Raw genomic sequence first — 26,549 nt, 5'->3', positions numbered from 1 at the left:
TTAATCCAGCGCCATTACCAACACCGAAATTTTATTTTCTCCGGCTTTCAGAAGTTCCCACGCAACGGAACTCATCGTATTGCCGGTGGTGAAAACGTCATCGATGATCATAATGTGTTTTCCGGAAACGGGTTTTGTCACTGAAAACAGGTAATCTGTTTCTGCACGCTCCAATTTAGCTCTTTTCGCCTGTGCTTTACGGTAAAAATTTCTTTTGATTAGATGATGATCAAAGGGTATCTTAAAATTCGCCGACAGCGTCTCTGTAAAAAGATGAAGCTGGTTATAACCTCTTTCCCTGAGTTTTTTAGGATGGAGCGGCACTGTAACCATCAAATCCGGTTTGCTTTCTCTGAAATCAATTCTTTCTGAAACCCAATTTGCCAGTATTTTTCCCACTTTTTCGCGTTTTCCGTATTTCAGCTGATGAACGATCTTGCGGCTCAAACTTTCTTCTTCAAACTGCATCAGCGCAAAAGCATGTTCTACCGGAAACTGAAGTCTGCAGGATTCTGTTAGTAAATTATTTTCGCAGAAATCGTGATGGGTAAAATGAACTTGCTCAACACAAAGTGCACAGACCAGTTCGTCAGCACTGATGATTCGGTTGCATTCCAGGCAGCGGTTCGGGAAGATAAGATCCAGAAACATGATTTTGTTTGTATAAAATTACATCATATTTTTAAAATTACATTGGTTTGAGACTGTCCTTCGAAAGCACTCGGCTTTAAAAAAACATTATCTTTGCACCATGATACGCATTACCAAGATTTTTACTTTCGAAACCGCTCATGTTCTCTATAATTACGACGGAAAGTGTAAAAATATGCACGGACATTCCTATAAACTTTTCGTGACCGTAAAAGGAAATCCCATCAACGATCTGGATCAACCCAAAAACGGAATGGTAGTGGATTTTGGCGACATCAAGAAAATCGTGAAATCAGAAATTATTGATCTTTGGGATCACGCGGTTTTGATAAACGCGGTTTCTCCACACAAAGAACTGGGTGAAGATCTCGAGCAGAAAGGTCATAAAGTGATTTTCTGCAGTTACCAGCCGACCTGCGAAAACATGCTGTACGAAATCGCCGAAAAAATAAAAAACAAACTTCCCGGCGAGGTGTCTCTAGCCTATTTGAAACTCCACGAAACCGAAAATTCCTATGGTGAATGGTTTGCTGAAGAAAATTAATTTAAATGCAGATTGTGACTTAAAATCGCCTAAAATAGTTGTTACTTGTGTGGAACATTTGTGAAATTTGTGTTTGAAAAATGAAAATAAGTTTAGAAGAGGGTAAAAAAATATATTTCGCTTCCGATCAGCATTTTGGGGCTCCGAATCCAAAGGATAGCAAGGTTCGGGAAGAGAAATTCATCCGCTGGCTCGACGGGATAAAATCTGATGCCCAGGTTTTATTTCTTATGGGTGATCTTTTTGATTTCTGGCATGAGTGGAACCACGTAATTCCGAAAGGATACGTCCGTGTTCTGGGGAAACTTGCGGAGCTCAAAGATTCCGGAATTGAACTCTATATGTTTGTCGGCAACCATGATCTGTGGATGAAAAATTATTTTGAAGATGAAATTGGCTGCACGGTATTTTTCGATAAGCAGTACTTTGAAATCAACGGAAAAAACTTTCTTCTGGCGCATGGCGACGGACTCGGTCCGGGCGACAAAGGGTATAAAAGGATGAAAAAGCTTTTTACGAATCCTGTGGCACAATGGGGTTTCAAATGGCTTCACCCTGATATCGCCATGAAAGTAGCGCTGTATTTTTCCCAAAAAAACAAAATGATTTCCGGAGAAGAAGACAAAGAGTTTCTGGGCGAAGACAAGGAATTTCTCATCATCTACTCCAAAGAAAAACTTAAGACAGAAAAGATAGATTATTTCGTTTACGGTCACCGCCATCTTCCGATGGTTCTTGATCTGGAAGGAAATTCCAAATACATTAACCTTGGCGACTGGATTTCTTATTTTACGTACGGTGAATTTCAACTTGATTTTGAGCTGAAAACTTTTGAAAATCCAATTAAAGTTGATACCAATGCTTAACATTTTTCAGATAAACACGGAAATGCAATTCCAACAGAAATGTCTGGAAACTTTCCGCTATCAGTACGAGAATGTGGAGGTCTACCACAAATTTGTTGACTATCTGAACATTGATCCGTCCACAATTCAGGAAATCAATAAAATTCCTTTCCTGCCGATTGAAATGTTCAAAAACCACCAGATTTTAGATCAAAACTTCAGGACTGATCTGTATTTCCAAAGTTCTGGAACGACTCAGAAGAACCTTTCCAAACATTGGATTGCCGACGAAAATCTCTATCAGCATAGTATTTTAAAAGGTTTCAGACAGTTTATCGGAAATCCGGAAGACTATATCTTCCTCGGACTTTTGCCGAGTTATCTCGAAAAACAGCATTCATCCCTGATTTATATGGTTGATTTTCTTATGAAGAAATCGGGAAAACCGGAAAACGGTTATTTTCTTTATAACCACGCAGAATTACAAGAACTTTTAAATAAACTTTCAGCAGAAAATAGAAAGGTAATCCTGTTCGGCGTTTCATTTGCGCTTCTGGATTTTCTGGATTCATCTTCAGTAGAAAGTCAGACGCTGCAATTTTCGGAAAATCTCACGATCATTGAAACCGGCGGCATGAAAGGCCGAAAGGAGGAAATGACGAAAGATGAACTCCTGAAAATTCTTCAAAACGGTTTTGGTACCGACCGGATTTATTCCGAGTATTCCATGACCGAACTGCTTTCACAGGCGTATTCTCTGGGCGATAATATGTATGAAAGCCCAAATTGGATGCGCATTTTGGTCCGAAATACGGAAGATCCTTTTTCGTATGTGGAAGACGGAAGAACCGGCGCCATCAACATTATTGATCTGGCGAATATTCATTCCTGCAGTTTTATTGCAACCCAGGATCTGGGCAAAATCCTTGTGGATTCTGAAATTTCTCACGATGCTGAGACTGACAGCGTTTTTTTGAAAAAAAAGTTTCAGGTTTTGGGCCGCATCGATCATTCCGATATCCGCGGCTGCAGTTTACTGGTGTCTTAATTTTTAACCGAATGCTAAAAGTAGAAGAACTTACTTATAATTTCATTGCTCAGTTTTACGATTTCGAGAAAGATCTGGTGCTGACCAACCATTTCCATTCCGATTGGGAAGCCGATATTCTGGTCATCAGTTCCGAAGGTTTCAGTCACGAATTCGAAATCAAGTTTTCGAAAAGTGATTTCAAAAATGATTTCAAGAAGAATTACCAGAATGCCAAAACGAAGGAAAAATTCCTGAAGCACGATAAAATTTCCTGTGGCGACTACATCTGCAATCAGTTCAGTTTTCTTTTGCCGATGGGAATGATTGAAGCCGATAAAATCCCCGAACATTGCGGAATCATTGAGTTTTATCACAATCCCGATTCCTGGGAAACCACTTTTTTTGAAGTCCGGAAACCTAAAAAAGTGCATGAAGAGAAATTCTGGAACCTTGTAGACAAAGATTTGATGCTGAAAATGATGGCGCGGAATTACTATTTCAAAAAACTGGAACTTAAAGGGAAGCGCGAAGAACTGATTCTGCCGCCTCCAATTCCTCAGAAAAAGTGATAAATTTTTCCCGTGACTGAACTTTGAAAAATCGCAGCACTGATTTTGATGTAGATTTACCCAAATAGCGCATCATGAACTCAAATAAATTCAAAATAATTCTTTGGTCAGTCGGAATCCTGATGATCATTTTCTTAGGTGTTTTTCTTTATCAGCTTTCCAGCTCTGAATCGGCAAATTCCATGATGATTGTTCTGATGTTGCTTTTGGGCCTTATTTTAGGAGGAATAATTGCCTTTTTAGCATCGCGAAAGATGGCTTCTTCTCCGCCCGTGATTACAGAAAGTTCGCACACGATTGCCGAAAGCATGCGCAAAGTGTTTAAAGTGGTTTCGGCAGAAGGACACTTCAACGAAATCTACAACTACGAAGAAACCACCAAACTGCTCAATTTTATTCCTTCCAAAAAGAAAGCTTTGGTCATTGTTCAGGCAAAAGTCCTGGTGGGTTATGATTTCGAGAAATTCAAATGGGAAGTCGACGAGCAGAACCGACGCGTGAAACTCCTTAATTTTCCGCCTCCTGAAATTCTTTCCACTGAAACCGATTACAAATATTACAATATTGAAGAACAGTTTTTCAATCTTTTCAGCAAAGATGACCTGGCCAAAATCCAGCAGAATGGCAAGCGACAGGTGATTGAAGCTGCAAAAAAATCCCATCTCCCGGAAGTGGCGGCCGAACAGATGAGAATGTTGCTTACCGAACTTTTGGAAGGTAAAAATTTTTTCCTCGAAAATTCTTCGAAAATAACGGAAGGCAAAAATCAAATGGATTACAAGCCCATGAATACGAACTCGTAGAGAATTTTTCAACAATAAAAACTGATTTCTTCATCTTTAAGGCCATTTTTCAGGTGTTAAAATAAACGTAAGGCCATAAATTTCTTTTCCGTACTTTTGCACCTCGAAATTACTCACTGTTATTACCCAATTTATATGTTGTCAGTTCAAGGTCTAGGTCTTCATCATTCAGGAAACTATCTCTTTCATAACGTCAATTTTACCATCAAAAAAGATGATAAAATCGGTTTGGTAGGTAAAAACGGTGCGGGAAAATCAACACTTCTTAAAATGCTGACCGGCGAAATCAACTTCTACGAAGGGAGTGTGGTTCCCGATGGCAATATTTCGGTGGGTTTTTTGAAGCAGGATCTTGATTTTGTGAAAGGCCGAACGGTTTGGGACGAAACCATGCAGGCTTTTGAGCAGATCAATGCCATGAAAAATGAACTGGATGAGGTGAACCATCAGCTCGCCACCAGAACCGATTATGAAAGTGCAGCCTATGAAGGTTTCATCAACAAAATGACCGAACTGAATGACCTTCTTATGCATTACGATGCCTATAATCTGGAAGGTGACGTCGAGAAAATATTACTGGGTCTGGGTTTTAAGGCAGATGATTTTCATAAAATTACTGACGAATTTTCAGGCGGATGGCGAATGCGGATTGAACTGGCGAAACTACTGCTTCAGAAGAATGATCTGATGCTTCTCGATGAGCCTACAAATCACTTGGATATGGAGTCCATCATCTGGCTCGAAAGTTTTCTCAAAGAATATCCGGGAGCGATTGTTCTCGTGAGTCACGACAAGCAGTTCATGACTTCCGTCTGCAACAGGACTTTTGATATCAACAACAAAAAAGTCGACGATTACAAAGCCGACTATACCAAATATCTCGAACTCAGCAAGGAGAGAAAGGAAAAACTCATTCAGGCCAAGAAAAACCAGGATGTGGAGATCAAGCAGATGGAAGACAATATCAACCGTTTCCGGGCGAGTGCCACAAAAGCTTCTTTTGCGCAGTCTTTGATCAAAAAACTCGATAAAGTGGAGCGGATTGATGTGGACAACGAGGACGTTTCCAAATTCAACATCCGTTTCGTACAGTCCGTAATTCCGGGAAAAGTAAATTTTGAAGCCAAAAAACTGGGAAAATCCTACGGCAATAAAAATGTGTTCGATAAAGTGGACTTTTTTGTAGAACGCGGCGACCGGATTGCGCTTCTCGGCCAGAACGGTCAGGGAAAAACTACTCTCGCGAAAATTTTAGCCGGAGAAATCACCGATTATTCTGGTGAATGGAATCTTGGACACAACGTCAATATTGGTTATTTTGCCCAGAATCAGGAGGAAGTTTTAACACCGAATAAAACGGTGCTTGAAGAAGCGGAAGACGCCGCGACTGAAGATACGAGGCCAAGAGTCCGCGATTTGCTTGGAAGTTTCCTTTTTCAGGGTGAAGATGTGAATAAAAAAACCAAAGTGCTTTCCGGTGGTGAACGGAACAGGCTGGCTCTGTGTAAACTGCTGCTGAGACCGTTCAATACTTTGATCATGGATGAGCCTACGAATCACCTGGATATCCAGTCGAAGGAAATTATCAAACTGGCGCTTCAGAAATTTGAAGGAACGCTGATTGTGATTTCTCATGACCGGGAGTTTTTACAGGGCTTATGCGACAAGATTTTTGAATTCCGAGACGGAAGGATGAAGGAATTCCTCGGAAATATCGATGAATATTTGGAATTCCGTCAGAAAGAAAGCATCCGCGAAGTTTCCGCAGAAAAATCGAAACTCAGCGAAATGCGCAACGAAGTTGCAGTTGAAAAAACGATGGAGAAACCTGTAGAAGTGAAGCCTGTATTCGTCAGCAAGGACCAGAAAAATATCCAGAACAAGATTAAAAAAGTAGAGGAAAAAATTGCCGAACTGGAGCTGAAAATTGAAGAACTGGAAGCCGGTTTCACAACCGAAAACCCATCGGAAGAAAGACTGGAGCAATACCAGCAGAAAAAAACCGACCTTGACCTCGCTTTGCAGGAATGGGAATATTTAGGCACTCAAATTGAAAATTAAGATTTAAATTTGCAACGTGAAGTCAAAGCAGTCTTACAGAAATATATTTTCATCATGTTGTGTGGTGCTGTATCTTTTTGTGGCGCTGTTTTCGCAGAATTTCCACAACCATGGCAGCGGTTTGGTGTTTAAGGACTTTAATTTTAAAAAATCCGAAAAAACCTATACTGAAAACCATTTGGGACAGGAATTTTCCGACTGCCTGTCCTGTCACTTTCTGCACGACGGATTTACCCTGATTCCGGACGGATTTAAGCTTTCTCTTAACACTTCCGAAGATTTCAGGAAAGAAATATTCGCTTATCAACAAAGATTTTCCGTTCTGGAAATCTTTAACTTCAACCTCCGCGGTCCGCCCTCCAATTTCATTTAACCACTCATTTTTTTGAAAAAATGATGCGCAAAGCTTTCTGACAAAGCCTTTGCATTTTCGTATTTATTCAATTCAAAAATTATTTAAATGAAATTCATCATCAATCTGGTGTTCCTGTTTTTAGGGTTCATCGTTATAAGCGCACAGCAAAATTTTAAAATTCAGGGAAAAGTCATCGACTTCCACGACAAAGTTCCTTTAAAAAATGCCATAATCACAATCGGAAATCTTACTGCAAATTCAGATGACAGCGGAAACTTCAGTTTCAGTTCTGTTAAAAAAGGCACTTATCAACTTACGGCATCCCATCCCGATTGCGAGACTTTTTCTGAATCCATAACTGTTGACCGGAATCTGGAACTTACTTTAAATCTTGAGCATCACATTTCCGAAATCGAAACCGTAACGCTTCACGGCAATCATAAAAGCCGCGATGCTTTAGTCATTAAAACGCTTGATAGAACTCAAATCAGTAGGAATTCAACGGAAAATTTGGGAAATCTGCTTTCCGGAATTTCAGGAGTCGGAGCCTTAAAAACGGGCAACAGCATTGCAAAACCAATTATTCACGGCCTTTATGGCAGCCGGATTTCCATCCTCAATAACGGGGTGAAAATGGCGGAACAGGAATGGGGCGTGGAACACGCGCCGAATATTGATGTTGCGAATTTTGAACATATTGATGTCATTAAAGGAGCTTCTGCGCTCAAATACGGCAGCGATGCCGTTGGCGGAGTCGTGTTGCTCATTCCCGAAACTTTCAAGAAAATTGATACCCTGAAAGGTGCTGTAAACCTTTCAGGAATTTCCAACGGCCGTGGCATCGGCGTGGACTTAAATGTCGTAAAGACATGGGAAAGCGGCTGGGCTTTAAAAACGAATGGCGCATACAAGAAACTTGGCGATCTTCAAACTCCGGATTATGGACTGATGAATACCGGCATGAATTTCAGTTCCTTCGGATTTGCAGTCCAGAACAATAGCTTTTTGAGGGGAATTTCTTTCGATTACAGCCTTACCAACCAGGAAATCGGGATATTCCGGGGTTCTCATATCGGCAATCTTGAAGATTTTTACAATGTTCTGCAGTCCGATGTTCCTTTATATCAAAGAGATTTTTCCTATTCAATTGATAATCCGAAACAGGAAATTCAGCATCATCTTGCCAAAATTTCTGCTTATAAAAGGTTTGAAAAATTCGGGAAAGCTTCTTTTGATTACAGCTTCCAGTACAATCACCGGAAAGAATTTGACCTGAGAAGAGGAGAGTTGTCGGAGATTCCGTCGCTTGATCTGGAACTGTTTACGAATCAGATTACCTTCAGTGATTTAATCGAAAGACAGAACTGGGATTTGGAAACCGGTATCGATTTTATTTATCAGTATAATTATTCGACGCCGGAAACACAGGCAAGGCGCCTCATTCCAAACTACACCAAATATTCCGGCGGAGTTTATTCTGTCTTCAAATACCGAATAAATCCGAAAATTAATGTGGAAAGTTCGCTGCGGTACGATATCACAAAATACAGCGTAAAAAAATGGTATGATGAGAGCGACTGGACCAATCTTTATGCTAATGATTTCCAAGAATTTTATGAAAAAACAGAGGGCAACAGGGTTTTTACAAAACCTGAATTGGATTTCCGAAACTTTTCCTTAAGTGCAGGAATTGAATATCACCCTTCCGAAAAACTCAACCTGAAACTGAATTACGCCAAAGTCAGCCGCACGCCCAACATCGCTGAACTTTTTGCCGACGGGCTCCATCATTCCGCTTCGGTTCTGGAATTGGGAAATATGCGCCTGAAAAACGAAACCGGTAACCAACTAAACCTGAATATTGCTTCAAAAATTTCTGTTCTGAACGGTTTGGAAATTTCGGCAAATCCATATCTGTTTCTAACGGAAAATTTCATCAATCAGATTCCGACGGGAATTCAAAATACGATCCGTGGCGTTTTCCCGGTCTGGAGTTATGTGCAGATTAATGCAAGAATGTACGGCTTTGACCTGGACGCGAATTTAAAAATCAATGAAAATTTCACTTATAATGGTCGGTTTTCATATGTCAACGGCCAGGATCTGACCAATAACCAGCCGCTGATTCTCATGATGCAGCCGAACTTCTCCAACAGTCTTGAGTTTTCAAAAAAAGAATGGAAAAACTTCTATATCAAAGCCGAAAATCAAACTTTTCTGCAACAAAAAAGATTTCCGGTGTACAACCCCGTAATTACAATTTTTGAAAACGGCGTGGAAGTAGAGAAAGTCCTTGATCTGTCAACTCCGCCGCCCGCTTATTCATTGTGGAGCCTGCAGACAGGTTTGGATTTTAGCCGTCATTTTTCAGCCGGACTGAAAGTGACGAATCTTTTTGATAAAAATTACCGTGATTACCTGAACAGATTGCGGTTTTTCTCAGATGAAACAGGAAGAAATTTCATCCTTAACCTTAAGTACAACTTTTAAATAAAATTGACATGAATTCCATAAAAAGAATACCGTATTTCCTGCTCATCCTTTTTGCTGTACTTTCAGTAAGCTGCTCCAGAGCCGATGAAAATGAGGATGTGCTTTCTCAGGAAGATATTTCCAACATCATTCTGAAAGTAAAAGACGATGCCACCGGAATCACCGCTACGTATAATTATACCGTGAACTCGGTGACCGTTCCCGAAATCAAACTTACCGACGGGAAAACATACACCGTAGAAACGGTTTTCAAGAACGGAAACGAAGACGTCACTCAGGAAATCATCAGTGCGCTCGATGAACATTTTTTTGTATTCGCTTTTCAGGGTGCACAGATCAACCTTACACGAATGGACGATATCATCCGGGCCGACGGAAACAGAGTGGGCTTCAAAACCAAATGGACAGTGATAAAAACAGTGGATTCTGCGGCTCCTGTTCTGGAGTTTAAAATCATTCATGATGCCGCATCGGTAAATGAAAACCAGAACGGATTTGCTTTTGGAACGGTTGTGGGAGGAGAAACCGATGCAATGGCCGTTTTTCGATTAAACAACTGATTTTTAACTTTTTTTATCAGTTTTTACCCCTTAACTTCTAAAAAAATTCATATTTTTGCAACCTAAAATTTCAATAAACAACAATGAACGTTACAGCGACAAACCACGATGATGTAAGCGCGTTACTTACAGTTACCTTAGATAAAGCAGATTATAAAGAGAAAGTTGAAAAACAGCTGATTAATTATGCTAAAAATGCACAGGTTCCGGGATTCCGAAAAGGAAAAGTGCCGTTAAGCATGGTGAAAAAACAGTATGAAGCGGGAATTGCTTTTGAAGAAATCAACAAGCAGGTTTCTGAGGCGCTGAACAGTTATGTAAACGACAATAAACTGAAATTGGTTGGCCAGCCGGTTCCACAGGCTGTTGATGATTTCGATTATAATGCAGAGCAGTTGTCTGTAGGTTTTGAAGTTGGATACGAACCGGATTTCAAAATCGATCTGGCGAAATATGAAGCGCCGCACTATATCATTGAAGCTTCTGACAAGGAAATCGGGCTGAGCATTGAAAACATGCAGAAACGTTTCGCAGAGCAGGTTCCGCAGGATAAAATCGGTGCAGATTCCTATATCGCTCTGGAAATTCACCAGGTTGTTGAAGAAAATGCAGACGGAGCACACAACCATCCGCCAAAGAATTTAACCATTGATGCTGAAAAGAAAGAAGCTTTCAAGTTGGTTGAAGCTTTAAAAATGGATGAATCAGTTAAAGTGTCCCGAGAAGATCTACAGAAAAATGAAGACCTGGCAAAAGAACTGGGCTTCAGCAAAGAAGAAACAGAGCACCTTCACCATAAAGAAATTGAAGTAAAAGTGAAAGATTTCTACGGTCTGAAACTGGCTGAACTGGATCAGGATCTTTTCGACAAAGTTTATGGCGAAGGAAACATCAAATCTGAAGAAGAACTGAAAGCAAAGGTGAAAACTGAGTTGGATGAGTACTTCCAGCAGAATGCTGATGTTCATTTCGTAAACAAAGTTCTGGAGCAGGTAAACGAAAAGGAAGAAGTTAAACTTCCGGAAACGTTCCTGGTGAAATGGTTAATGTTCAGCAACCAGAACATTAAAGATGAAAATCAGGCAAAAGAAATTCTGGAAGCAGAAAGAAATCAGCTGAAATACCAGATCATCGAAGGTAAACTGATGAATGACAACGAAATCAAACTGGAATATACAGATGTTTTGGGGCAGGCAGAACTGATGGTGAGAAACCAGTTGGCGATGTACGGAATTCACCACCTTTCTGATGAAGAAATTCAGAAATATGCGGTTGAAATGCTGAAAGATCAGGAACAGGTTCGCCAGATTTCCTCGGAAGTGGGAATGGCAAAACTGAAAGACGTGATCCTTGAAAAATCTACAAAAAAGGAAACCAAAATCACGCACGATGAGTTTTTGGAAGAAATAAAGAAGTAATTTTCACTTCAAATAAAAATCCGTCCCGAATTTATTTCAGGACGGATTTTTTTTATCCCTTAATCAGTGCTTAATAACTGAAATATTCAAAATTTTCGTTGGAAGTCAGGTAATTTTCGAATTCATGCAGCTGCTTTTCATTGATGTGGAGTTCCAGGGTCATCAGAATGCTTTTCCCTTCTTTTTCGAGTGCAATCTCTTCCAGACCGCGCACCAGCCGTCTGATTTCATTGATAATTTCACTTTTTTTGTAAAAATCGGCTGAACTGATCTGGATTTTAAGAATTTTATTATGGTTTTGGGGGAGATAATTTTTAATCAGGAATTTCGCTGAATAAATAATGATCATCGCGGAGATCAGGAATGTAAAAGCCATATAAATTTCGCCGAAGCCAATCGCCATTCCTATTGCGGCGGCTATCCAGATAATTCCAGCAGTAGTGAGACCGTAAACATTGAATCCTTCCTTAAAAATAACGCCTGCGCCTAAAAACCCGATCCCGCTTACAATATAGGATGCAATCCGGGTAGGGTCGCCATCTCCGGCCAATTTATAGGAAAGAATTGTAAACAGCGTGGAACCGAGACAGATTACTGTAATGGTTTTTAAGCCGGCCGATTTATCCTTCATTTCGCGCTCAGCGCCAAGAATAATCCCGACGATAATGGAAAACACGGCTTTATAAATATCGAGAATTTCAAAATGTTCAGACATTTTTTATTTTAAAGGTAAGAAATTTTCAGGAATTGTACTCGCGGTTCCATTCTTCAGCGGCATCACAAAGCGTTTGATAAAAAGCTTCACCATATTTTCTGGTTAAAGGCGTTTTAAGGAATTTGTAGATGGGAACCTTCAGTTCTTTTCCCAAAACGCAGGCAGGGTTGCAGATTTCCCACTCGTGGTAGTTAAGAGCGGTAAAAGTGGAGTATTCGCTTACCCGAATCGGGTAAAGGTGACACGAAATCGGTTTTTGCCAGTCTACTGCGCCATCTTCATATGCCTTTTCGATCCCGCATTTGGTGATTCCCCTTTCATCAAAAATAACATAAGCGCATTCTTCGCCGTTTACCATTGGGGTAACAAAATCGCCGTCACTGGGATCAACAGTCCAGGTGCCCTGCTCTTCGAGGGCTTTTACGCCTTCGGGCCTTAAATACGGCTTTACTTTATCAAAAATACGGTCAAGGATTTCAGTTTCGTTCCTGTCGAGCGGCGCCCCCACATCTCCCGCAACGCAGCAGGCGCCTTTGCATCTGCTTAAATTACATACAAATTCTTCGGAAAAAATTTCCTCGGAGATTAATTTGTTTTCGATCTGAATCATTGGGGTTTAAATATTAAAATTAAAAACTTGGAAAATTTTGAAAAAAATCAGAGAAAGGATGATGACCCAAAGCCCTGCCTCTTTAAGTGCATATTTGTTTAGGAATTTCAGCATTCTGCTGAGGATGATGGAGGCCGGAAGTGCAAGCAGCAACAGGTATTCATAGTCCGTTCCCATATAAAGCACAATCGTAATGAGCTGTGCGAGCAAAAACACGAGTAAAAAAGTGTATTTGAATTTGCTTACCGGACTTTTTTTATTGAAATGTTTGAAATGATCCGTGACCGAAAGCAGCAATAGCAAGGCTACCGGCGAGAGCCAAAGTAGTCCGTTGATGTTCTTTGAGATTTTAAAATCATAAAACGGGAAATAAGCTGGACCCCACGAATTCATTTTCAGAAAATAGGCAATTCCGAAGTAGGAAAGGGCAATGAGAAGTATTCCGAAAAACAGACGGAAAAAATGCAGGCCAATTCTGTCGGAAGTGCCGATGATGTGAATGATGACAAAAATCGACATTGGCCAGGTTGTAGGTAAAAAGATAAAATTCAACGCCAGAAGTGCTCCAACCAGAACATAGGAGTTTTTGCGCACCGTCATTTCCACATCTGTTAAAAGCAGCAGAATAATTGAGTTGGTTACAAGGGTTACTGCAATTCCGATATCCAGATCGCCCGGATAAAAGGCAAAAATAAAGGCGGTATATAAAAACAAGGGAAGATGCGTGAGATAATTCAGGGCAATGGCATTGAAACAGAAATACCCGAGCGCCACACCCACAAATGTGATAACCGCTGAAAATATGTCTAAAGTATTGAAATCCACAAAATTAACACCAATTACCACGAAAAGAAGAATGCCGATATACACCGGAATGGAAAAAATATTGCTTTCTTTTGAAAGTAATCGAAACATTTTTTATAAATTTGTGCAAAGTTAATTTAAAAAGGAAAATAATGACGTCTTTATTTCTGCTCATCAGTAAGTTTTTCAAATGGTCTTTCGGCTTTTTCGAGTTCGCGGGAAACTTTGTAAACTGGATTTTATTCTTTCTCGCAACAGCAATGTTCTGCTACTGGTGCTACGTTTTGGTATCCCGATTGGGAGGCGACAGAGACAAGGATTATTTTTCTCCAACCGAAGGTCATAACCCTTATTATGATCCTAAAATTTACAAGAAGGACAACTGATTAATTGATAAGTATATTGATAATAATAATCCCGGAATTTAACAGTTCCGGGATTTATTTTTTTAGGCTGTTCTGTTAAATTTAATGAATCGGAATCACCAGAACGGGTAAGGTGGAACGGCGCGTAAGTTCTTTGGTTAAACTGCCAACGAAAACATCGTAAATTCCACTTCTGCCGTGGGATCCCATCACAATATAATCCGCATTTTTTTCCTTTGCATAATCCAGGATAATATCTCCAGCAATGCCCTGTCTCAGCAGGTGTTCACATTCTATGCCTTTCTCCATAATGCGTTTTTCAATTGCATTCAGGCGGATGAGTTCCTCCTTGATTTCATTTTGCTCTACTTCCGGAAAATACTGAAAGCCCATATCACCGATCGCAAAACCGATATCAGCAGGCGCAACATGGATCAGAAATATTTTTCCTTTTGTTTCCTGGGCAAATTTCAGGGCACCGTTTACAAGCCGATCGGTAGCATCTGAAAAATCAATCGGCAAAACTATGTTTGTCATGTGTTTAATTTTTGTTCTTTAAAATTACAAAAGTTTCTTATACCGTCAAACACATTTTACTGAATTCTGAAATCCAGTACTTTCTTTTCTTCCAGATAAGCTTCCAAAATATCATTTTCAGAGACTTTTCCAACTCCTTTAGGGGTGCCGGTGAAGATGAGGTCACCAACTTTGAGCGTGAAATACTGTGACACAAAAGCGATGATTTTTTCGGGGGAGAAAATCATGAGTGAAGAGTTACCGTCCTGAACTTCCTCCTTGTTTTTAAGCAGAGAAAAATTCAGGTTTTTCATATCGAAATCACCTTTGCTGTAAAAATCAGAAATTACTGCGCTGCCGTCGAAACCTTTTGCCAATTCCCACGGAAGGCCTTTCGTCTTCAGCTGGCTCTGTAGATCCCTTGCTGTAAAGTCAATCCCGAGGCCGATCTCATCAAAATAACTGGAAGCACTGGCTTCCTGGATGTATTTTCCGCCCTTAGAGATTTTCAGAACGATTTCCAGTTCATAATGTACATCATTTGAAAATTCCGGAATGTAGAAATCCGAACCTCTCTTCAGGACCGCCGTGTCGGGTTTCATAAATATTACCGGGTTTTCCGGGATTTCGTTTCCCAGTTCCCGGGCGTGTTCAGCATAATTTCTGCCGATGCAAATGATCTTCATAGGTAATCGTATTAAATATTTTAAAGCTTGAATTCGTTATTGCAGTAATAGCAATGGTAAAGGTTGCTTTTTGACTTAAGCGGCAATCCTAAAAACAGCAGAGAAATCCCAAACAGCCCGCCGGGATTTTCGTCGCGGTACAGGTGATTGGAGCCGCATTTCGGACACGTAAAATCAAATTCCGGAGTGGGAATCGTGTGCTCAACCTCCAAATCATGTACTTCGTCCTCTAAAAATTTTTTTAAAATTTCCTCAGCTTTTTCTCTGTCATGGTCAAAAACCTGCAGCTGAATTCCGCCCAACGCCTGCGACAGCAGCCAATCTGACTGAATCGTCTGCTCATTGGCTATAAAACTTTGAAGGCCATGATCGGCCAGAATCTGTTTATCGCGGTTAGCTTCGATGCTGTTGCTGTAGTATTTAAATTTGACGAGTGAGGGCATGAAATATTTTATAAATAAAAATTGTTTTAGAACTTACTTCTCAGCTGGATTCCCGTCAGAACTTTCTTCGTGTACAGCGGAAAATCAGCGTTCTGGATCCATCCGTAATAACCCAGATCTTTCTGGAAAACGTCTTTAACACGATGTCCTTTGTATTTTCCGAAGCTGAAAATCTCTTTTCCGTCTTCATCAAAAGCAATGAACCCAGCCAAATCAGCAAATTTATGGTGATGCGAAAATTCGCTCAGCCCTGCGATTTCATTCGGAAGTTCATCGTAATGGCCCACCTGCGCATCCAGCACTTCAAAGGTGGCCAGAACATCCGCTTCGGCTGAATGCGCGTTCTCCAGATCTTTTTTGCAGTAAAACCTGTATGCCGCGGTAAGATTTCTCGGCTCCATTTTATGGAAAATCGTTTGCGCATCGATGAGTTTGAATTTACTTAGATCAAAATCGACTCCGGCGCGAAGCAGTTCTTCCGCCAGAAGCGGAACATCAAAACGGTTAGAATTGAAGCCACCTAAATCTGTTCCGGCGATCATTTCCATTACTTTCGAAGCAATTTCACTGAATTTCGGCGCGTCTTTTACATCATCGTCGCTGATGCCGTGAACGGCGGTGGATTCTTTCGGAATGTACATATCAGGATTCACGAGCCAGGTCCTGCTTTCGCGGGAAGCATCCGGATGTACTTTCAGAATGCTGATTTCCACGATCCGGTCTTTCGCAACATTGGTTCCGGTAGTTTCTAGGTCAAAGATACAGAGCGGTTTATAGAGTTTGAGATTCATTTATTTGATTTGAAAATGCGGTAATTTGAGAATGCGGCGATTATTTAAGCTGTCTCTGGAATATCAGTGATATTAAAATATAGTATAAGATGACCAGCGGAATTCCAACGGTTCCGAAAATAATTAAAATCAGGATGGCGCCAATGAGTAACGCAATTTTGGGATAATTGTCTGCCAGTTTCATCGACTTGAATTTCATTGCGATCATTTTAATGGGACTCACCAGAATCCACGATGAAATAGCAACCAAAAGCATTAATAACCCGGAGTTTTCAAACAGAAATCCAAAACTTCCGTTTTCCTGAAAGGCATAAAATAGTCCAAAGATCAATATTGTGTTTGAAGGCGTGTTCAGACCTTTGAAATAGTAAGTCTGTTCCTCATCAAGATTAAAGATGGCCAGCCTCAGACAGGAAAAAACGGTGATGAAAAGCCCAAAATATTTGGTTTCAAAAGGCATCTCGATTCCGAAAACTTGGTTTCCGAAAGGTTCCAGCGCTTTAAACATTACAAATCCGGGCAGTAAACCGAAACTCACCATATCGGCAAGTGAATCGAGCTGCGCGCCCAAATTCGAGTCTGATTTCATTGCGCGGGCAATAAATCCGTCAAAAAAATCCAGAACCAGCGACAGAATAATGCACAGGGCCGTGATTTTGTAGTTTCCGCTGAGGAGATGGATTACGCCGATGCTCCCCGAAAAAAGGTTGGCGAGCGTAAAGGCATTGGCCAGATTATTTTTGATAAAATTCATGATTCTTCTGTAAGTTTCAAATTTAGTTTTCTTAATTGAAAAAGCCATCCAAAAAGAGAAAAAACTGCAGTTATTAACGTAAATAGAAGCGAGGCAGACACTGAAACAGTTGGATCAAAACTGAAATAGTGAGACGCCTGCAAAAAAAGCATTTCCCGCACCCCGATTCCTGCAAACGAAATTAAACTGAGCACAGAACTGGCCAGAAAAACAATTGAATAAATGATATAATGACTCCCAATGCCCATACTTTTCAGGAGAAATACAAAACACAGCATCTGCAGCATCTGGATCAGCAACGAAACGCCGAAGCCTTTCCAAAATACAGGCTGAAAAGTAGTAAAATATCTTTTCGTAATGAAAAATGTGAGCAAGATTCCTGTGGCAGCCGCGAGTAAGAATAATACGGTCCATTGCAATTGAAAAAGAGTGGCGGAGAAAAGAAGAATCAATACGCAGATGGCTAAAAGACCGCTCAAGCGGTCATTGAAAAGGGCAGAAGTGAGGGTTTTGGCACTCCACCCGAACTTTTTATGCAGAAGATAAATTTTATATGCATCGCCGCCGATGCCGCCCGGAATAAAAAAATTATAAAACATTCCGAGAAAATAAAGTTCGAGATTGCTGCGGAAACTCAGATGGAATTCCCTGGTTTTCAGGAACAATTCAAGTCTTTTTGCCGATAAAACCTGGGAGGCCAGAAAAAAAACCGCCGCCAGAATCAGCCAGAAAACATGGACTTTTTGCAGAACTTCACCTACCTCCGAAAAAGGAATTTTTTTGAAAACAAAATACAGCAAAGCCAGACTCACCCCAATTTTAACAGAATTGAGGAGGATCTTTTTAAGCCGGGACTTTTCCAAAACTCGTGATTTTTCTGATGTTGAAAGGTCTTTTGCTTTGGGATTCGTAATAGGTTTTCATGAGCATGTCGATCACAATTCCGGTTGTAAAAAACTGGATCCCGATGAAGACGAGCAGAACGCCTAAAATCAGAAGCGGCCTTCCACCAATATCATTTCCCAGTAATTTAACTACTAGTAAGTAAGCGTTTATGGTCATTCCGAGTAAAAAGGCTGCCAAACCGATGTTTCCGAAAAGGTAAATCGGTTTGGAAAGGTATTTCTGGTTAAAAAGAACCAAAAGAAGATCGTTGATGACTTTAAAAGTCCGGTTCATGCCATATTTGGAAACGCCGAACTGTCTTGCATGATGTTTTACCGGCATTTCAGCAATTCTGGCGCCGTTCAGATGGGCCATCAAACTGATGAAGCGGTGATTTTCGCCGTAGAGATTAAGGTCTTTGGCGGTTTCGTTGGTAAAGACTTTCAGCGCACAACCCTGATCTGAGATATTGAGTTTTGTGGATTTTTTAATGATGAAATTCGCGATTCTGGAAGGAATCGTGCGGACGGACGAATCCTGCCGTTTCTGTCTTTTTCCGACCACGAGGTCGTAGCCGCCTGTTTCTAATAGGTTTACCATAGCAGGAATATCCGACGGATCGTTCTGCAGATCACCGTCGAGCGTGATGATATAGTCTCCCGTTGCAAAGTCGAAGCCCGCCATCATGGCTGAACTTTGTCCGTAATTTTTTTTAAGTTCAATCAGCACAACGTTCGGATCGTTTTTCTCTTTGATTTCCTTAACGGTTCGGTCAGACGAATGGTCATCAATCAGGATCAATTCATACTGGAAATCCTGCATGGATTCCCGGATCCGATCGATCAGGATCCCGGCATTTCCCTCTTCATTATACATTGGAATCACCAAAGAGTAGAATTTATTATAATCCATTCGTATGTGTTGATTTATTAAATTTGCAGCAGAACTTCTGCAAAAATACAAAAACTAATTTTCTGATGACTCAAAATCAACTGCTTTCCAAAAGACAAATATTTCTGCTGTTTGTGGGGTTTTCGGTGGTGTATATTTCCGGAATGTTCATTCCCTTGATGGAAAATGATTCTGCGCAGCATGCAACTATGGCCATGAGAATGGCGCTGAATAATGATTTTCTAAATATTTTCAAAGGCGAAAATCCTTATCTGGATAAGCCGCACTTGCATTTCTGGCTTTCAGCTATTTCAATGAAAATTTTCGGGATCAACCATATTGCCTATCGGATTCCTGCACTTCTGTGTCTGTGTCTGGCGTGTTTTTCCACCAAAAAACTCGCAGATCTGCTGTATGCCAATGAAAACCTGAGTTATCTGGCATCGCTCATCTTTCTGTCGGCACAGACGATTATTCTGTCGGCACATGATGTTCGGACTGATGCGGTGTTAACGGGTTTTATTATTTTTTCGGTGTGGCAGTTTGTGAAATTCATCAAGACCCAGAACACAGGCGCTGCGTTGCTGGCAGGATTTGGAACGGCAATGGCTTTTTCTTCCAAAGGCCAGATGGCCATCGTCATAATTGGTTTTTGCATCTTGGCATATCTGCTGTATTCCAGAGACTGGAAAAAGTTTTTCAATCTGAAAATATTGCTTGTCGGACTCGCTTTCATCATTGGAATACTGCCGGTTTTATATGCGTATCATCATCAGTTCGGGAATAAAGGGATTGAATTTATCCTCTTCAACCAAAGTGTAAACCGCCTGAACGCGACCGGATTTGAGGAGACAAGTCCCGATTATTTCTTCTTCTTCCATACTTTGCTTTGGGCCTTTCTGCCTTTTTCACTGGTTTTTTATGTGGGGGTTTTTCAGAAATCTGCGTTTTTCATCAAAAACAGGTTCAGGAAAATTGACGGTGTTGAATTTCTGACTCTCGGTGGATTCTGGCTCGTCATGCTTCTTTTCAGCGCTTCAAAATTCAAACTTCCGCATTATCTGAACGGACTGATCGGGATTCTGGCTGTACTTACCGCAGCATATCTCTTTGAAATATACAGGAGAAATCAGGTCAGAAAAATAAAAGTTTTATACATCATTCAGCTTGTGGTAATTTTCGGAAGTATTCTCGGAATAGGCCTGCTCATTCATTATTTTACGGGGATCCCGAACAAAGTGATGTATGGATTTACTGCTTTAATCTTCGCGTACCTGCTTTTCAGGATTTTTGTAAAGGAAAATCCTTTCAGGAAATATGTTTTTATGTCCCTGCTTTTCGGTGTGGCGGTGAATTTATTCCTCAACACGCAGTTTTATCCGGTACTCACGAGATATCAGGGTGGTCTGAAGCTGGCGGAATTTGTAAATGAAAATCATCTCGAGAAGGAAAGAATCCTGATGCTGAAAGGCAACGAAACCTGGTCTTTCGATTTTTACACCCAAAGAAACACGCCGCGTATCGAAGAAATGGACCTTAAAAAGGATGATTTGCTCGTCATCTCAAGAGAGGAACTTGCAAAACTGAACAGAAATTACCTCATTCTTGATGCTGAAAATCATTTCAGGATCACAAGGCTTTCCCTTAAATTTCTCAATCCCGATAAAAGAGCAGCCCAACTGGATCTGGTGTATCTGGTGAAAATTTTAAACTGAATGCAGAATTCATTTTTAAATAAGTCGCACGAAATTAATTCACCGATGAATTAAATTTGACATTTAACTTTTTTTAGTTACTTTTATCCAACATTAAATTAAAACTTTACAAAATGAAAAAAATAGTTTTCGCTTTTGTTGCCTTATTTTTCGCAACATTGTCTTATGCCCAGATCGAAGGAAAATGGAAAACCATTGATGATGAAACGGGAAAGGCAAAATCCATCGTGGAAATCTCAAAGAGATCCGACGGTAAATACTACGGTAAAGTTTTGCAGCTTTTAATCAAGCCTGAACACGACACTTGTATTGACTGTAAAGATGACCGGAAAAACAAGCCAATCTTGGGAATGGAAATCATCCGCGGACTTAAAAAAGACGGAAACGAGTTTACCGGCGGAACTATTACCGATCCAAAAACCGGAAAAACTTACAAATGTACCATCACCAGATCAGGCGACAAACTGAATGTAAGGGGTTATATCGGCTTCTCACTGATTGGAAGAACCCAGACATGGCATAAAGTAAAATAACCGAAAATATTTCTGACCACACCGAAGCAACTCCCCCAGAGTTGCTTTTTTGGGCCTTATCCTTAAAATTCCCAAAAAATAATTACTTTTGTACCCTAAAGTTGAGATACATTATGAAGGAATATACTTTTCGGGAAGTGATTTGTCAGGCCATGAGTGAAGAAATGCGCAAAGACGAATCCATTTATTTAATGGGTGAGGAAGTTGCGGAATACAACGGTGCTTACAAAGCTTCGAAAGGAATGCTGGATGAGTTTGGTGCCAAAAGAGTGATTGATACTCCAATTGCCGAGCTTGGTTTCACGGGAATCGCGGTAGGTTCTGCCATGAATGGCAACCGTCCGATTGTGGAGTACATGACCTTCAATTTCGCATTGGTGGGAATCGATCAGATCATCAATAATGCGGCAAAAATCCGTCAGATGAGCGGTGGACAATGGAACTGCCCGATTGTATTCAGAGGTCCGACTGCTTCGGCAGGACAGCTCGGAGCGACTCACTCCCAGGCTTTTGAATCATGGTTTGCGAACACCCCGGGTCTTAAGGTAGTTGTACCTTCGAATCCATATGATGCAAAAGGTTTACTTAAAACCGCTATTCAGGATAATGATCCCGTGATTTTCATGGAGTCGGAACAGATGTATGGCGACAAAATGGAAATCCCGGAAGAAGAATATTACATTCCTATCGGAAAGGCCGATATTAAAAAAGAAGGAAAAGATGTGACTTTGGTTTCCTTCGGTAAAATCATGAAGCTGGCCATGCAGGCTGCAGAGGACATGGAAAAAGAAGGAATCTCTGTGGAAGTGATCGACCTTAGAACCGTGCGTCCGCTGGATTTCGATACCGTTCTGGAATCGGTGAAGAAAACAAACCGACTCGTAATTCTGGAAGAAGCATGGCCTTTCGGCTCTGTATCGTCAGAAATCGCGTACATGGTGCAGCAGAAGGCATTTGATTATCTGGATGCTCCGATCAAGAGAATTACAACGCCCGACGCTCCGGCTCCGTATTCGGCAGCACTGTTCGCAGAATGGTTCCCAAAACTGGAAAAAGTAAAAGAAGAAATCAAAAAGGCGATGTACCTGAAAGCATAATTAACTCCCGAAAGGGAGTTTTTTATTTTCAGGATTCATTAGTGCAGAAAATTATTTAAGGACTTATTTTTTTACTCTACATTTGCCCCTACAAAAAAAGATAAAAAATGTCTGAAATAACGGAAGGAGGTCATCATTTTGATACCAAGAAACTTACGGCAGTAGGGGTGCTGGTTTCCTTAGGAATTGTTTTTGGAGATATTGGTACCTCGCCGCTCTATGTAATGAAGGCGATTGTGAATGCCCGTAAAGATGGTGCATCAATGCCTTTTAACGAGTATATTGAAGGAGCACTTTCCTGCATTATCTGGACGCTCACGCTGCAGACCACCATTAAATATGTGGTCATTGCTCTTAGAGCAGATAATAAAGGCGAAGGCGGAATCCTTTCTCTCTATTCCCTCGTTAAGAAACTCAAAAAAAAATGGCTTTATGTCGTCGCGATTATTGGTGCAGCCACGCTGGTAGCAGATAGTGTCATTACTCCATCACTTACGGTAATGTCCGCCATTGAAGGACTCAAAATTTACAATCCAAATACTCCGGTGGTTCTGATCACCTGCGGAATTCTGTTTATCGTTTTCGTCGTGCAGCAGTTCGGAACGGCCTCCATCGGGAAACTTTTCGGACCGGTTATGGTACTCTGGTTCCTTGTACTGGGAGTTTTTGGTTCCATTCATATTTTTGAACATCTTGAAATCCTGCGCGCTTTCAACCCAATATACGCCTATAACTTAATTACCCACTCACCCAGTGCCATTGTGATCATGGGAGCAGTATTCTTGTGTACAACAGGTGCGGAAGCGCTGTATTCCGATCTGGGACACTGTGGGAAGAAAAACATACGAATCAGCTGGATTTTTGTTAAAAGTATGCTGATTCTCAATTATCTGGGACAGGGCGCCTGGCTGCTTTCCAATTATCACAAGGTTTTTCAGGGAATCAACCCATTTTTCGGCATTATGCCGGAATGGGCAGTGCTTCCCGGTGTCATCCTTGCAACAGCTGCGGCCATTATCGCCAGTCAGGCAGTGATCACGGGTTCTTTTACGATGTTTTCCGAAGCCATGTCGGTAACGTTTTGGCCCAACCAGCAAATCGACTACCCTTCGGGCGTTAAAGGGCAGATGTATATTCCCCGAATCAACTGGGGACTGATGGTCTTCTGTTTCATCGTGGTGATGTATTTCCAGAAATCTGAATCTATGGAAGCTGCTTACGGACTTACGATTACCATAACCATGCTCATGACCACGATCCTGTTGTTTTTCTGGCTCAGCCGCACACGGGTGAACAAATTTATGGCTTTGGGTTTCGTTGCGGTGTATCTCTTCATTGAACTGGGGTTCTTTTATGCCAATGTAATCAAATTCTTTGATGGCGGCTGGCTGACGATGGTTCTGGGTGGATTCATTGCGGTATGTATGTATGCGTGGTATAAAGGACGGCAGATCAAAGCGAAATTTATCAAGTTCGTGAAGCTGGAAAAATATGTCTCCACGATCAAAGACTTGAAACTCGACGAAACCATCCCCAAATATTCTACCAATCTTGCTTTTCTGAGCCGCGCGAAGCGCGAAGACGAGATTGAAGCCAAGATTATATATTCCATTTTGAGGAAACAGCCGAAAAGGGCAGACCATTATTTCATCCTGAACATCGTAAATCAGGAAGATCCATATACCTTCAAATACACAGTAGATGAAATTATGCCCGGAACGATTTACAGAATTAACTTCCTTCTCGGGTTTAAAATAGACAGGAGGATCAATGACTATTTTGATCAGGTGCTTGAAGACATGATGGAAGACGGCACCATTCCTTCGCGAAGCAGTCATCCGTCTTTGCGCGCGCACAATATTCCACCGGATCTTCGGTATGTCATCATCGACAATACCTATATCAACGATGCGTTGCTCACGGTGAAAGAAAAAATCACCCTCAATATCTACAATTTTGTGAAGTATATCGGAAGCGATGATTTCAAAGCCTGGGGCATCACCGCACACAATGTAGTGGTGGAATCGGCGCCGCTGCTGGATCAGAAGGTTGTCAGCAAAAAAATTCAGCAGGTGGAATTCCGTCATTACCATTCTTGATGGAGTCGGGAACGTTTTGAAAGAACCCCGAAAGGCTGCCACCGGACATTAATAAAAAAACAATAAATTTGTATATAATTTATTTGGATGAATGCAAAGCAGAGGGAACTCAATATTACAACGATAAAGGAAGTCTTAAGGCAATACCTGCAAGAGAAGGGTTTCCGAAATACTCCCGAAAGATATACGATTCTGGAGGAAATCTACATGATGGAGCATCACTTCAATGTGGATGACCTTTATCTGCTCATGATGCAGAAGAAATACCATGTTTCCAAAGCCACGATTTACAACACCATCGAGATTTTTCTGGATGCAGGGCTTATCCGCAAACACCAGTTCGGGGAAAAAACGCTTACTTCTTCTTCCTACGAAAAATCCTATTTCGACAAGCAGCACGACCATTTGGTTATTTACAGAACAGGATCCGATAAGGAGATCGAAGAGATCATTGAGTTCTGTGACCCGAGGATCCAAGGCATCAAGGAATCCATCGAGAGTGCATTCGGGGTGACGATTGATTCGCATTCCCTATACTTTTACGGAACCAAAAAAAATTAATGAAAAAGCTTCTCGTTCTTTTTCTTTTCATCAATATCAGTGCTTTTGCACAGATCATCACCCAGCCGCAGGAGCCGGCCGTGAAAGACCCTTTCTTCACCGCTCAGAATCCGCCGCAGCAGGGCGAGAAAGTGAAGCTCATCCATTCCGATTTCTTTCAGAAAACACCGGAAAAATACGCCGGAAATCCATTTTTCTCCGGAAACGTTCAGTTCAATCATCAGGGTTCGGTGCTTACTGCAGATGTCGTGATCCTTTATCAGGACCAGAACTTTGTTAAAGCCATCGGAAACGTAAAACTGCAGAACGCCGACGGTTCGGTGATTACTGCGGGAGAAATGGAGTACGACGGTAATTCCCAGAAAGGCATCGCGCGCAAGAATGTAGTGCTGACGGATCCGAAACAGACGATCAAAACCGAAACGCTCTATTACGACAGGCTTTCCAACCAGGCGTATTTCAATACCGGCGGAACCATAGCGGATGCTACGAATGTGATGTACACAAAGTCGGCAAACTATAATCTCAATACCAAGATGATCGACTTTACCGGAAAGGTGAAGATCGATAATCCGGAATATATTGTGGAGGGAAGCAGCATCAAACAGAACCAGAACACGAATACCGCGGAATTTTTCGGACCTACCACCATTACAAACCGGAAGAATCCTGCCAACTACGTCTATACCGAACTGGGGACTTACCAGATGAACTCGAAAGAGGTGTACCTGAACAAAAACTCCCGCATCCATTACAATGGAAAGATACTCACGGGCGACAAAATGTACTACAATCAGTTCACTGGTTTTGGCAAAGGTACCGGCAACGTCACCCTCCGCGACCCGAAGGAAAACCGGTACATCAAAGGCGGCTACGGCGAAATTTATGAGAAGAAGGATTCAGCCATGATGACCGAGAAACCCTATGCAGTAAAGATCCTCGAAAAAGATTCCATGTATTTCTCGGCAGACAGGATCCTGGCCTACCAGAAAGCCGGAGAAACCGATCCAGCTGAAAAGAAAAGTTTCCTGCGCGCGTACCGCAAAGCCCGCATGTACAAATCGAATATCCAGCTGCGCGCCGATTCCCTGACCTTTAATGAAACCGACGGTGTAATGCACCTCTTCGGAACTCCTATCGCGTGGAGCGGAGCCAAACAGGTGACGGGTGACAAAATTGAAGCGTATTTTGATACCGAAAACGAATACATCGATTCCCTGAAGGTGATCGGCAATGCATTTGCCATCAGCAAAGCTGATTCCCTGAACCTGAAAGATGAATTCAATCAGGTGAAAGGCAAACTCATGACGGTGTATTACGAAAAGAACGAAGTGCGGCTCGCTAAAGTCATCGGCAATGCACAGGCCATTACATATGCCGACGATCAGAACGAAAAAACCAAAAAAGTGGAGCGTATTGGCGTGTCACTATCCACATGCGGAACCATCGAAGCCGCCTTTGAGGAAAGCAAGGTTCAGATCATTTCCTGCAACATCGGCGCGAATACAGACATTTATCCAATGAGCAAGATCTCCCGCGAGAAACGCTTCTTCCCTGATTTCAACTGGAATACAAAAGACCGGCTCCGGAAGTGGGAAGACATCTTCCTGGATACGCCCAACTATGAAGAAATAAAGTACGAAGCCAGCAATCCGCTCTTTGATGCCGCCCAAACAGAAGCCGAAAAGGCAAAGGCCGCGGAGGAAGCGAAGAAACCGAAACGGGTGCGGCGATAGGACTCTCGTTTTGCTAAAT

At 41.5% G+C, this 26,549-nt stretch carries 28 protein-coding genes; 17 read left to right on the top strand and 11 right to left on the bottom strand.

Features of this window, described 5'->3' with window-relative positions; translation table 11 throughout:
* Positions 1–651 carry a ComF family protein gene (locus tag FUA25_RS12960; RefSeq protein ID WP_147757334.1) on the bottom strand — a complete coding sequence of 217 codons (651 nt, stop codon included), beginning with the start codon at positions 649–651 and terminating at the stop codon, positions 1–3.
* A gap of 100 nt (positions 652–751) precedes the next feature.
* On the opposite strand from FUA25_RS12960, the gene FUA25_RS12955 reads away from it, so the two are divergent.
* The 10 genes from FUA25_RS12955 to FUA25_RS12910 all read left to right on the top strand — a co-directional run bounded on the left by FUA25_RS12955 (position 752) and on the right by FUA25_RS12910 (position 11,329).
* A complete protein-coding gene (locus FUA25_RS12955; RefSeq protein ID WP_147757333.1) occupies positions 752–1,195 on the top strand; it encodes a 6-pyruvoyl trahydropterin synthase family protein in 444 nt (147 codons plus the stop codon).
* 80 nt (positions 1,196–1,275) lie between these two features.
* Positions 1,276–2,061: a UDP-2,3-diacylglucosamine diphosphatase gene (locus FUA25_RS12950; RefSeq protein WP_147757332.1), complete on the top strand. Its 786-nt coding sequence runs from the start codon at positions 1,276–1,278 to the stop codon at positions 2,059–2,061.
* A complete protein-coding gene (locus FUA25_RS12945; RefSeq protein ID WP_147757331.1) occupies positions 2,054–3,088 on the top strand; it encodes an acyl transferase in 1,035 nt (344 codons plus the stop codon). Before FUA25_RS12950 ends, FUA25_RS12945 begins: the two co-directional genes overlap by 8 nt.
* Before the next feature lie 11 nt (positions 3,089–3,099).
* The gene (locus FUA25_RS12940; RefSeq protein ID WP_147757330.1) at positions 3,100–3,639 is read left to right on the top strand and encodes a hypothetical protein; all 540 of its coding nucleotides are present in this window, start codon (positions 3,100–3,102) and stop codon (positions 3,637–3,639) included.
* A 74-nt stretch (positions 3,640–3,713) separates the two neighbouring features.
* The gene (locus FUA25_RS12935) at positions 3,714–4,442 is read left to right on the top strand and encodes a DUF4230 domain-containing protein (protein WP_147757329.1); all 729 of its coding nucleotides are present in this window, start codon (positions 3,714–3,716) and stop codon (positions 4,440–4,442) included.
* A 135-nt stretch (positions 4,443–4,577) separates the two neighbouring features.
* Complete coding sequence (locus FUA25_RS12930) at positions 4,578–6,503, top strand: ABC-F family ATP-binding cassette domain-containing protein (protein ID WP_147757328.1); 1,926 nt, start codon at positions 4,578–4,580, stop codon at positions 6,501–6,503.
* A 16-nt stretch (positions 6,504–6,519) separates the two neighbouring features.
* The gene (locus FUA25_RS12925) at positions 6,520–6,876 is read left to right on the top strand and encodes a hypothetical protein (protein WP_147757327.1); all 357 of its coding nucleotides are present in this window, start codon (positions 6,520–6,522) and stop codon (positions 6,874–6,876) included.
* 87 nt (positions 6,877–6,963) lie between these two features.
* Complete coding sequence (locus FUA25_RS12920) at positions 6,964–9,348, top strand: TonB-dependent receptor (RefSeq protein ID WP_147757326.1); 2,385 nt, start codon at positions 6,964–6,966, stop codon at positions 9,346–9,348.
* Between the two features lie 11 nt (positions 9,349–9,359).
* Positions 9,360–9,911, top strand: coding sequence for a hypothetical protein (locus tag FUA25_RS12915; protein ID WP_147757325.1), 552 nt, complete (start codon positions 9,360–9,362; stop codon positions 9,909–9,911).
* 83 nt (positions 9,912–9,994) lie between these two features.
* Complete coding sequence (locus FUA25_RS12910; RefSeq protein ID WP_147757324.1) at positions 9,995–11,329, top strand: trigger factor; 1,335 nt, start codon at positions 9,995–9,997, stop codon at positions 11,327–11,329.
* 70 nt (positions 11,330–11,399) lie between these two features.
* Here the strand turns inward: FUA25_RS12910 and FUA25_RS12905 are convergent, their stop codons facing one another.
* The 3 genes from FUA25_RS12905 to FUA25_RS12895 are packed head-to-tail and all read right to left on the bottom strand — an operon-like array spanning position 11,400 to position 13,569.
* A complete protein-coding gene (locus tag FUA25_RS12905) occupies positions 11,400–12,044 on the bottom strand; it encodes an MgtC/SapB family protein (protein ID WP_147757323.1) in 645 nt (214 codons plus the stop codon).
* A gap of 25 nt (positions 12,045–12,069) precedes the next feature.
* Positions 12,070–12,654: a DUF3109 family protein gene (locus FUA25_RS12900; RefSeq protein ID WP_147757322.1), complete on the bottom strand. Its 585-nt coding sequence runs from the start codon at positions 12,652–12,654 to the stop codon at positions 12,070–12,072.
* A gap of 6 nt (positions 12,655–12,660) precedes the next feature.
* Positions 12,661–13,569 (bottom strand): DUF6427 family protein, encoded by a 909-nt coding sequence (locus tag FUA25_RS12895; RefSeq protein ID WP_147757321.1) that lies wholly within the window; start codon positions 13,567–13,569, stop codon positions 12,661–12,663.
* Positions 13,570–13,610: 41 nt separating this feature from the next.
* Between FUA25_RS12895 and FUA25_RS12890 the strand changes: the two genes are divergently transcribed.
* Positions 13,611–13,844 carry a hypothetical protein gene (locus FUA25_RS12890; RefSeq protein ID WP_147757320.1) on the top strand — a complete coding sequence of 78 codons (234 nt, stop codon included), beginning with the start codon at positions 13,611–13,613 and terminating at the stop codon, positions 13,842–13,844.
* An 81-nt stretch (positions 13,845–13,925) separates the two neighbouring features.
* Here the strand turns inward: FUA25_RS12890 and FUA25_RS12885 are convergent, their stop codons facing one another.
* The 7 genes from FUA25_RS12885 to FUA25_RS12855 are packed head-to-tail and all read right to left on the bottom strand — an operon-like array spanning position 13,926 to position 18,810.
* On the bottom strand, positions 13,926–14,360 hold the full coding sequence (locus tag FUA25_RS12885) for a universal stress protein (protein WP_147757319.1): 435 nt from the start codon (positions 14,358–14,360) through the stop codon (positions 13,926–13,928).
* Positions 14,361–14,416: 56 nt separating this feature from the next.
* Positions 14,417–15,025, bottom strand: a complete 609-nt coding sequence (locus tag FUA25_RS12880) for a fumarylacetoacetate hydrolase family protein (protein WP_147757318.1) — start codon at positions 15,023–15,025, stop codon at positions 14,417–14,419.
* 20 nt (positions 15,026–15,045) lie between these two features.
* Positions 15,046–15,468 carry a DUF2007 domain-containing protein gene (locus tag FUA25_RS12875; protein WP_147757317.1) on the bottom strand — a complete coding sequence of 141 codons (423 nt, stop codon included), beginning with the start codon at positions 15,466–15,468 and terminating at the stop codon, positions 15,046–15,048.
* Positions 15,469–15,494: 26 nt separating this feature from the next.
* Positions 15,495–16,259, bottom strand: coding sequence for a 3'-5' exonuclease (locus FUA25_RS12870; RefSeq protein WP_147757316.1), 765 nt, complete (start codon positions 16,257–16,259; stop codon positions 15,495–15,497).
* Between the two features lie 40 nt (positions 16,260–16,299).
* Positions 16,300–17,013, bottom strand: a complete 714-nt coding sequence (locus FUA25_RS12865) for a CDP-alcohol phosphatidyltransferase family protein (protein WP_147757315.1) — start codon at positions 17,011–17,013, stop codon at positions 16,300–16,302.
* Positions 17,010–17,876 (bottom strand): lysylphosphatidylglycerol synthase transmembrane domain-containing protein, encoded by an 867-nt coding sequence (locus tag FUA25_RS12860; protein WP_185146715.1) that lies wholly within the window; start codon positions 17,874–17,876, stop codon positions 17,010–17,012. The genes FUA25_RS12865 and FUA25_RS12860 overlap by 4 nt, the downstream gene beginning before the upstream one ends.
* Positions 17,857–18,810 carry a glycosyltransferase family 2 protein gene (locus tag FUA25_RS12855; protein ID WP_147757313.1) on the bottom strand — a complete coding sequence of 318 codons (954 nt, stop codon included), beginning with the start codon at positions 18,808–18,810 and terminating at the stop codon, positions 17,857–17,859. Before FUA25_RS12855 ends, FUA25_RS12860 begins: the two co-directional genes overlap by 20 nt.
* Positions 18,811–18,875: 65 nt before the next feature.
* Between FUA25_RS12855 and FUA25_RS12850 the strand changes: the two genes are divergently transcribed.
* From FUA25_RS12850 to FUA25_RS12825, 6 genes are all read left to right on the top strand, one after another.
* Complete coding sequence (locus FUA25_RS12850) at positions 18,876–20,504, top strand: ArnT family glycosyltransferase (RefSeq protein ID WP_147757312.1); 1,629 nt, start codon at positions 18,876–18,878, stop codon at positions 20,502–20,504.
* Positions 20,505–20,617: 113 nt separating this feature from the next.
* Positions 20,618–21,037 carry a DUF2147 domain-containing protein gene (locus FUA25_RS12845; RefSeq protein ID WP_147757311.1) on the top strand — a complete coding sequence of 140 codons (420 nt, stop codon included), beginning with the start codon at positions 20,618–20,620 and terminating at the stop codon, positions 21,035–21,037.
* Positions 21,038–21,150: 113 nt separating this feature from the next.
* Positions 21,151–22,134 (top strand): pyruvate dehydrogenase complex E1 component subunit beta, encoded by a 984-nt coding sequence (locus FUA25_RS12840; RefSeq protein WP_147757310.1) that lies wholly within the window; start codon positions 21,151–21,153, stop codon positions 22,132–22,134.
* 107 nt (positions 22,135–22,241) lie between these two features.
* A complete protein-coding gene (locus FUA25_RS12835) occupies positions 22,242–24,233 on the top strand; it encodes a KUP/HAK/KT family potassium transporter (protein ID WP_147757309.1) in 1,992 nt (663 codons plus the stop codon).
* An 87-nt stretch (positions 24,234–24,320) separates the two neighbouring features.
* Complete coding sequence (locus tag FUA25_RS12830) at positions 24,321–24,794, top strand: Fur family transcriptional regulator (RefSeq protein WP_147757308.1); 474 nt, start codon at positions 24,321–24,323, stop codon at positions 24,792–24,794.
* Entirely contained in the window at positions 24,794–26,530 is a 1,737-nt protein-coding gene (locus tag FUA25_RS12825) for an OstA-like protein (protein ID WP_147757307.1), read from the top strand. The genes FUA25_RS12830 and FUA25_RS12825 overlap by 1 nt, the downstream gene beginning before the upstream one ends.
* Positions 26,531–26,549 lie beyond the last annotated feature (19 nt).

The organism is Chryseobacterium sp., assembly GCF_008014695.1.
Taxonomy (GTDB): domain Bacteria; phylum Bacteroidota; class Bacteroidia; order Flavobacteriales; family Weeksellaceae; genus Kaistella.
Note: the sequence above shows the minus strand (reverse complement) of the source record. Positions and strands in the feature narration are given on the sequence as shown.